The organism is Sphingomonas glacialis (genome assembly GCF_006439055.1).
In the GTDB taxonomy this organism is placed as follows: Bacteria; Pseudomonadota; Alphaproteobacteria; order Sphingomonadales; family Sphingomonadaceae; genus Sphingomonas; species Sphingomonas glacialis_A.
Genome location: NZ_RCZC01000001.1, coordinates 859061 through 865951, shown reverse-complemented (window position 1 = coordinate 865951; position 6891 = coordinate 859061). Strand labels below are relative to the sequence as shown.

Here is a 6891-nt window from a genome sequence, read left to right as displayed (position 1 = left end):
TTTTTTGTGCCTTTTCCAGAGCTTTCGATCGCCGCCCTCACGGGCGGCGTCGTCGTTTGTGGCGCGCATCGGCCGATCCGCCAACGCTTCTACACCCAAAGCACCCCTAACCGACCGCACAGCGAACTGGCGGTGCGCGACCCCGCGCGATAGAGCTTGGCCATGGCTTCTCCGACGCTCCCCACGATCGATCGACGCACGCTGCTGATCGGGGGCGGGGCGGGGATCGGGCTGGTCGTCGCGTGGCAGCTGTGGCCGCGGACCTATCGCGGCAATCTCACCGCGGACCCCGGCGAAACGCCGTTCGGCGCCTGGCTCAAGATCGGCGCCGACGGACGCGTCACCGTCGCGGTGCCGCAGGCCGAGCATGGCCAGGGCGTCTATACCGCGCTGCCGCAGATCGTCGCCGACGAACTCGGCGCCGACTGGCGCACCGTCGGGGTCGAGCCCGCGCCGCCCAACCCACTCTACGCCAATCCGTTCGGCGCCGAGCAACTCTTCGAACAACCCGATAACGGCCTGCTCAAGCAGTGGCGCGATGGCCATGCGGTGCGGATCGGCCTCGCGCTGACCGCCGGGTCGAGTTCGGTGCGCAGCTTCGAGGATCCGCTGCGTGCGGCGGGCGCTGCGGCGCGCATCCTGCTGTGCAAGGCGGCAGCGGCGCGCTGGAAGGTCGATTGGCAGGCGTGCAGCACCGGCGAAGGCTTCGTCGTGCATGGCAAGGACCGACTGCGCTTTGGCGAACTCGCTGCGGAAGCGGTCCGCGATTTCGGCCGTGCGGCCCTCCCCGATCCGCTGCCGCTGCGCAGCGATCCGGCCGGGCGCTTGTCGGGCCAGTCGCTGCCGCGGCTCGATGCGCCCGCCAAAATCGACGGCTCGGCGACCTTCGCCGGCGACGTACGGCTGCCCGACATGGTCTACGCCAGCATCCGGCAGGGGCCGGTCGGCGATAGCAAGTTGGTGCGGGTCGATCGCGCGGCAGCGGACCGCATCGGCGGCGTGCTGCAAATCGTAACCAACGATCGCTGGGTCGCCGCGATCGGCAATAGCTGGTGGGCGGCGAACCGCGCGCTGGACGCGCTCGCACCGCGCTTCGAGACCCACGGCCCGGTTATCTCCAGCGCCAGCATCGACGCGGCGCTAAAGGCCGCGCTCGCGCAGCCGGGTACGCGGATGGTCGAGCAGGGCGATCTCGCCGCGGCATTCGCGGGCGCGCGGCTCGTCGCCGCGGAGTATCAGGTCGGGCTCGCACCGCACGCCGCGCTCGAGACGATGACTGCGACCGCGCAGCTCAGCCACGGCCGGCTCGAACTGTGGCTGCCGACCCAAGCCCCCGGCATCGCGCGCGCCGCGGCGGCGGCCGCGATCGGGCTCGCCGAGGACGCGGTGCTCGTCCATCCGATGCTCGTCGGCGGGTCGTTCGGCGCGGCGCTCGAATCGCAATGCGCGGCGCAGGCGGCGGTGCTCGCGCAGGCGATCAAGCGCCCGGTCCAGCTCGTCTGGAGCCGCGTCGAGGATCTGCGGCACGATCGCTATCGCCCGCCGGCGCGCGCGCGGATGACGGCGCGGCTTGACACCAACGGGCAGATCCTCGGCCTGTCCGCCAGGATTGCTGCGCCGGCGACGGGGCACGAGCTCGCGCGCCGGATGTTCGCGCAGGATCGCGGCGTCAGCGCGGCGCTCGGGCTCGCCGGGGCGGCCGACCCCTATGCGGTCGCAGGCGCGATGCCGGCCTATCGCATCCCGGCCTTCGCGGTCGATCACCACCCCGCCGAGATCGGTGTACCGACCGGGCATTGGCGGTCGGGCGCGCACAGCTACACCAGCTTCTTCACCGAATGCTTCCTCGACGAACTCGCGCATGTCGCGGGGACCGAGGCGCTGTCGTTCCGCATCGCGATGCTCGGCGGCGATGCGCGGCTCGCGCGCTGCCTGTCGACCGCGGCGTCGCTCGGCGGCTGGGAGGGCGGAGTCGCGGGGAGCGGGCAGGGAATCGCGTGCCACAGTTTCCGCGGCAGCCATATCGCGGTGCTGGTCGAGGCGCATGTCGGCGAGGGGCAGGCGGTCAGCGTCGATCGGATCGTCGCCGCGGTCGATTGCGGGCGGCAGATCAACCCCGACCTCGTTCGCCAGCAGATCGAGGGCGGGCTGTTGTTCGGCATGGCGGCGGCGACCGGCGGGACGACTGGCTTCAAGGACAATCTCGCGACCGCGCGCGGGCTGGGTGCGCTCGGCCTGCCGCGGCTCGCCGACACGCCCGATATCACCGTCGAACTCGTGCCGAGCGAGGCCGATCCCGGCGGCGTCAGCGAATTGGCGGTGCCGCCCGTTGCACCGGCGATTGCCAATGCGCTGCAAGCCGCTACGGGCTATCGCTTGCGCAAGCTACCGCTATTGCCCGGAACCGTCTGATGCTGCCTGCCGCCATTCTCCCAGTTGGCCACCCCCCGATCCCCAAGCGGAAAGTCGGCGTGCTGCTGACCAACCTCGGCACGCCCGATGGCGCCGATACCAAGTCGGTGAAGCGCTATCTGGCGGAGTTCCTGTCGGATCGCCGCGTGGTCGAGATCCCGCCGCTGATCTGGCAGCCGATCCTGCGCGGCATCATCCTCAACACCCGCCCGCAGAAGTCGGCCGAGGCCTATGCGCAGGTGTGGAGCGAGGACGGCTCGCCGCTCGCCGCGATCACCAAGGCGCAGAACAAGGCGCTGCAAGGCGCGTTCGGACCGGGCGTGATGGTCGATTGGGCGATGCGCTACGGCAAGCCGTCGATCCCCGAGCGGTTGCAGGCGATGAAGGATGCCGGGTGCGAGCGCATCCTCGTCGCGCCGCTCTACCCGCAATATTGTGGGGCGACGACCGCGACCGCCAACGACAAGGCGTTCGAGGCGCTGGCGAAGATGCGCTGGCAGCCCGCTTTGCGCACGCTGCCGCCGTATCATGACGATGCGGTCTATATCGAGGCGCTCGCGACCTCGATCGAGGCGGGCGTCGCCGCGCTCGACTTCGAGCCGCAGGCGATCGTCGCGAGTTTCCATGGCATGCCGCAGCGCACGCTCGAGCTGGGCGATCCGTATCACTGCCATTGCCAGAAGACCGGGCGGCTGCTCGGCGAACGGCTCGGCAAGCCCTTGATCGTCTCGTTCCAGTCGCGCTTCGGCCGCGCGAAATGGCTCGAGCCGGCGACCGACATCACGCTCGAGGAACTGCCGGCCAAGGGGATCACCAAGATCGCAATCGTCGCGCCCGGCTTTTCGGCCGATTGCCTCGAGACGCTCGAGGAATTGGCGATCCGCGGGCGCGAGAGTTTCGAGGAAAAGGGCGGCACGCATTTCGCCTATCTCCCGTGCCTCAACGCGAGCGACGTGGGTGTCGAAATGTTGCGCACTTTACTTGCGCGGGAACTTGAAGGCTGGGTGAGCGCCGCTTAGCGTGGGTGCCGGACAAAGATCCTTTGAGGAGAGTGATATGGCACGCGTCGCGATCGTAACCGGCGGAACCCGCGGTATCGGCGAGGCGATCAGTCTGGCGTTGCAGGATCACGGGATGACCGTCGCTGCGACCTATGCCGGCAATGACGACCGCGCGCGCGATTTCACCGAACGGACGGGGATCGCGGCCTTCAAATGGGACGTGGCCGATTACGACGCTTGCCAGGACGGCTGCGCACGCGTCGCCGCCGAGCTCGGGCCGGTCGACGTGCTCGTCAACAATGCCGGCATCACGCGCGACGGCACGATCATGAAGCTCAGCTACCAGGCGTGGAAAGAAGTGATCGACACCAATCTGGGCGGCTGCTTCAACATGGCCAAGGGCGTGTTCCCCGGCATGCGCGACCGCAAATGGGGGCGGATCGTCAATATCGGGTCGATCAACGGCCAGGCCGGGCAGTACGGCCAGGTCAATTACGCCGCGGCGAAATCGGGCATCCACGGCTTCACCAAGGCTCTGGCGCAAGAGGGTGCCCGGGCTGGCGTCACGGTGAATGCGATCGCGCCGGGCTATATCGATACCGACATGGTGGCGGCGGTGCCGTCCGACGTTCTGGAGAAGATCGTCGCGAAGATCCCGGTCGGGCGATTGGGCCAGGCGAGCGAGATCGCGCGTGGCGTGGCGTTTTTGTGTTCGGACGAGGGTGGGTTCGTTACCGGCTCGACGCTGAGTATCAATGGTGGGCAGCACATGTACTGACGGGCGCAGGCGCGGCGACGCCCGCGCCGATCGCGCAAAGCGCGAGCGCCCGGCACGGCCGGCGGACGGGGTTCACCCCGATCCGGCCGACGGCTTTGCCGGCGGCGTTTCCTAGCAGACCGCCTGCCAAAGAAAGAGGCCGGCCTCCTCGAGGAGAAGCCGGCCTCACACCCTCGCTGCGTGCCACGAGGGTAACTCTGTAATTATTTAGAGCCGGCGGCAAAGCCGCCGTCGGTCGGGTTCGCCCCTTGGGGGCGACCCGCCGGCCGGGTAAGGCGCTGCGGGCTTGGCCCGCACCGGCGCGGGCGGTGCCGCGCCTGCGCCTTACCGGCAGCGCTGCCCGTCCTTCTCGATCGCGCGGCCGGCCAGCGCGCCGCCGCCTGCGCCGAGCACGGTACCGAGCGTCCGGTCACCACGCCCCGCGATCGAATTGCCGAGCAGGCCGCCTGCAATCGCGCCTAGGATCGTGCCCGTAGTGCCCGAGTTGCAGCGCGAGCGGTTGTAATAGCGGCGCCCGTCGTCGTAGCGGCGTCCGTCTTCATAACGGCGCCCATCGTCATAGCGGCGGTCATCGCGATAGCCGCGACGGTCTTGATAGCCGTCGTCGCGATTATAGCCGTCGCGATACGCCTGGGCATAAGCATAGCCCTGGTCGTCATAGCGCTGCGCGGCAGCGGGAGTAGCCGCCAGCCCCGAGGCGGTCATGGCAATCGCGGTAGCGGCGAGCGTGAGCTTCTTGATCATGGTGCGTCTCCTGATAGGCGGTGGTCCAATGATGCCGTTATGGCGACTCGCTGCTGAGGCGACCCTGAATGCGCTTGTTAGCCACCGTTCATCGCAGCGACGAACCGAAACGCGGTTGCGCGCGCTTCGTGCCTCCCGCAGGGGCGGGGGATGCGAATTCTGTGGTCGGTCCTTTTGTGCGTCGTTCTCGTTCCCGACTGGATGGGCGCACAGCGGCGCCCGGTGTTCGATCCCACCTATCCCTTTGAGGTCGAACCGGTCCAACTCGACTTCGCCGATCCGCATCGGACGCGCGTGGGGGATCTGCTGTGGCTCGGCGGGATCAAGCTTTCGAGCGGCGATCCTGCCTTTGGCGGCTTTTCGTCGCTGCATGTGGCGGGCGACCGCTTCACGCTGTTGAGCGACGGCGGCGATGTCCTGCGCTTCACGATGGGGCGCGACTTCCGTGTCCATCAGCGCAGCATCACCACGCTCCCCGACGGCCCCGGACAGGGGTGGAACAAGCGCGACCGCGACAGCGAATCGATGAGCGTCGATCCCACGACCGGCGATGTCTGGGTCGGGTTCGAGAGCTACAATCAGTTCTGGCGCTACGATTCGGGCTTTCATCGCGCTCTGGCGCATGTCGCGCCGCCGGTGATGAAGAACTGGCCCGAGAATGAGGGCCCGGAGGCGATGACGCTGCTGCCGGGCGGCGGCATGGTGACGATCGACGAGACGACACCCTGGCCCGATCAGCCTGGCCGTGGCGGGATCGTCTTCTATGGCGATCCGGTCAAGCAGCCGCGCTGGGGCTTCCGCTTCACCTTCATCCCGCCCGAGGGGTATGACGTCACCGACATGACGGTGCTGCCCGACGGGCGCTGGCTGATTCTCAGCCGTCGCTTTGCGCAGCTGCGCTTTTCGAGCACGCTGACGATCGTCGACCCCAAACAGGTCAAGCGCGGCGCAAGCGTACGCGGGCGCGACATCGCGACGATCGCGGCACCGCTGCTGCACGACAATTTCGAAGGGGTCGCCGCCACGCGCGAAGCGGGCACGACGATAGTCTGGCTCGTCTCGGACGATAACCAGTTCGCGCTACAGCGCAGCCTGCTGTTCAAGTTCAGGCTCGATCCGGTCGAGCACCCCAACAGCGTGGGGAAGCCCGACCGAAGCAAAGGGTAGGTTAGGCGGCAGCCTGCGGCGCAGCGGCCGTCAGCTTCTTCGACACGTCGCGCTTGAGGCGACGGGCGCGCAGCGAGAGCTTGTCGTTGGTCGTCTTGACGAGCCAGTTGTCGAGCCCGCCGACATGCTCGACCGAACGCAGGCCGTGCGCCGAGACGCGCAGCTTGACGCTGGTGCCGAGCGCGTCGGAGATCAGCGTGACGTTCTGCAGGTTCGGGAGGAACGTGCGCTTGGTCTTGTTGTTCGCGTGGGAAACGTTGTTACCCACCATCCGGCCCTTGCCGGTCAGTTCGCAGATGCGCGACATCTTGAATTCCTGAATACCAGATTGAGCCGTGAAGCAGCTCGTGAAGGCGGGGCGCATACCGAACGTGAGGCGTCCGGTCAACCGCATGGGGTGATTCGTAGGGCGTTTGGCACGACTTGCAACCTTCAGGACGACACCGCGTTGGTTACGGCAACGATTCGAATGCCCTGTTGGAGAAGATCATGCGGTTTCTATTGGCTCTGGTCGGGCTTGCTGCCCTTGTCGTGATCGCACTCGTATCGCTGGGTATGCTCAAGATCGACACCAGGGCCGGCTCGCTGCCATCGCTCAGCGTCAATGGCGGCAAGGCGCCCGAGGTCACCGCCAATATGGCAACGGTCGAATTCGGTAGCGAAAACAAGGCGATCGAAGTCCCGACCGTGACGACGACGACCAAGACGATCTCGGTCCCGACGCTGCGCGTCAACAAGCCGACCGGCACCGACGGCAACAGCGTCACCACGCAGTAAGTAGCGATTCGC

7 protein-coding genes are annotated in these 6891 nt (G+C 67.6%); 5 read left to right on the top strand and 2 right to left on the bottom strand.

Annotated features, from left to right (window positions below):
- Nucleotides 1-162: 162 nt before the first annotated feature.
- The 3 genes from EAH76_RS03865 to phbB are packed head-to-tail and all read left to right on the top strand — an operon-like array spanning nucleotide 163 to nucleotide 4191.
- Nucleotides 163-2412: a xanthine dehydrogenase family protein molybdopterin-binding subunit gene (locus EAH76_RS03865; RefSeq protein ID WP_140848249.1), complete on the top strand. Its 2250-nt coding sequence runs from the start codon at nucleotides 163-165 to the stop codon at nucleotides 2410-2412.
- Complete coding sequence (gene hemH, locus EAH76_RS03860) at nucleotides 2412-3431, top strand: ferrochelatase (RefSeq protein WP_140848247.1); 1020 nt, start codon at nucleotides 2412-2414, stop codon at nucleotides 3429-3431. Before EAH76_RS03865 ends, hemH begins: the two co-directional genes overlap by 1 nt.
- Nucleotides 3432-3468: 37 nt before the next feature.
- On the top strand, nucleotides 3469-4191 hold the full coding sequence (gene phbB, locus EAH76_RS03855; protein WP_140848245.1) for an acetoacetyl-CoA reductase: 723 nt from the start codon (nucleotides 3469-3471) through the stop codon (nucleotides 4189-4191).
- 324 nt (nucleotides 4192-4515) lie between these two features.
- Here the strand turns inward: phbB and EAH76_RS03850 are convergent, their stop codons facing one another.
- Nucleotides 4516-4935 carry a glycine zipper 2TM domain-containing protein gene (locus tag EAH76_RS03850; protein ID WP_140848243.1) on the bottom strand — a complete coding sequence of 140 codons (420 nt, stop codon included), beginning with the start codon at nucleotides 4933-4935 and terminating at the stop codon, nucleotides 4516-4518.
- A gap of 150 nt (nucleotides 4936-5085) precedes the next feature.
- On the opposite strand from EAH76_RS03850, the gene EAH76_RS03845 reads away from it, so the two are divergent.
- A complete protein-coding gene (locus EAH76_RS03845) occupies nucleotides 5086-6102 on the top strand; it encodes an esterase-like activity of phytase family protein (protein WP_140848241.1) in 1017 nt (338 codons plus the stop codon).
- 1 nt (nucleotide 6103) lies between these two features.
- Here the strand turns inward: EAH76_RS03845 and rpmB are convergent, their stop codons facing one another.
- Entirely contained in the window at nucleotides 6104-6409 is a 306-nt protein-coding gene (gene rpmB, locus EAH76_RS03840; protein WP_133192112.1) for a 50S ribosomal protein L28, read from the bottom strand.
- 182 nt (nucleotides 6410-6591) lie between these two features.
- Here rpmB and EAH76_RS03835 point away from each other — a divergent pair, with 182 nt between their 5' ends.
- Nucleotides 6592-6879: a hypothetical protein gene (locus EAH76_RS03835; RefSeq protein ID WP_140848239.1), complete on the top strand. Its 288-nt coding sequence runs from the start codon at nucleotides 6592-6594 to the stop codon at nucleotides 6877-6879.
- The last annotated feature ends 12 nt before the right edge of the window (nucleotides 6880-6891 follow it).

What these genes read in the sequence shown, in the direction of transcription:
- rpmB (WP_133192112.1), bottom strand. Translation starts at nt 6,409, where the DNA reads ATGTCGCGCATCTGCGAACTGACCGGCAAGGGCCGGATGGTGGGTAAC.
- hemH (WP_140848247.1), top strand. Translation starts at nt 2,412, where the DNA reads ATGCTGCCTGCCGCCATTCTCCCAGTTGGCCACCCCCCGATCCCCAAG.
- EAH76_RS03845 (WP_140848241.1), top strand. Translation starts at nt 5,086, where the DNA reads ATGCGAATTCTGTGGTCGGTCCTTTTGTGCGTCGTTCTCGTTCCCGAC.
- EAH76_RS03835 (WP_140848239.1), top strand. Translation starts at nt 6,592, where the DNA reads ATGCGGTTTCTATTGGCTCTGGTCGGGCTTGCTGCCCTTGTCGTGATC.
- EAH76_RS03850 (WP_140848243.1), bottom strand. Translation starts at nt 4,935, where the DNA reads ATGATCAAGAAGCTCACGCTCGCCGCTACCGCGATTGCCATGACCGCC.
- EAH76_RS03865 (WP_140848249.1), top strand. Translation starts at nt 163, where the DNA reads ATGGCTTCTCCGACGCTCCCCACGATCGATCGACGCACGCTGCTGATC.
- phbB (WP_140848245.1), top strand. Translation starts at nt 3,469, where the DNA reads ATGGCACGCGTCGCGATCGTAACCGGCGGAACCCGCGGTATCGGCGAG.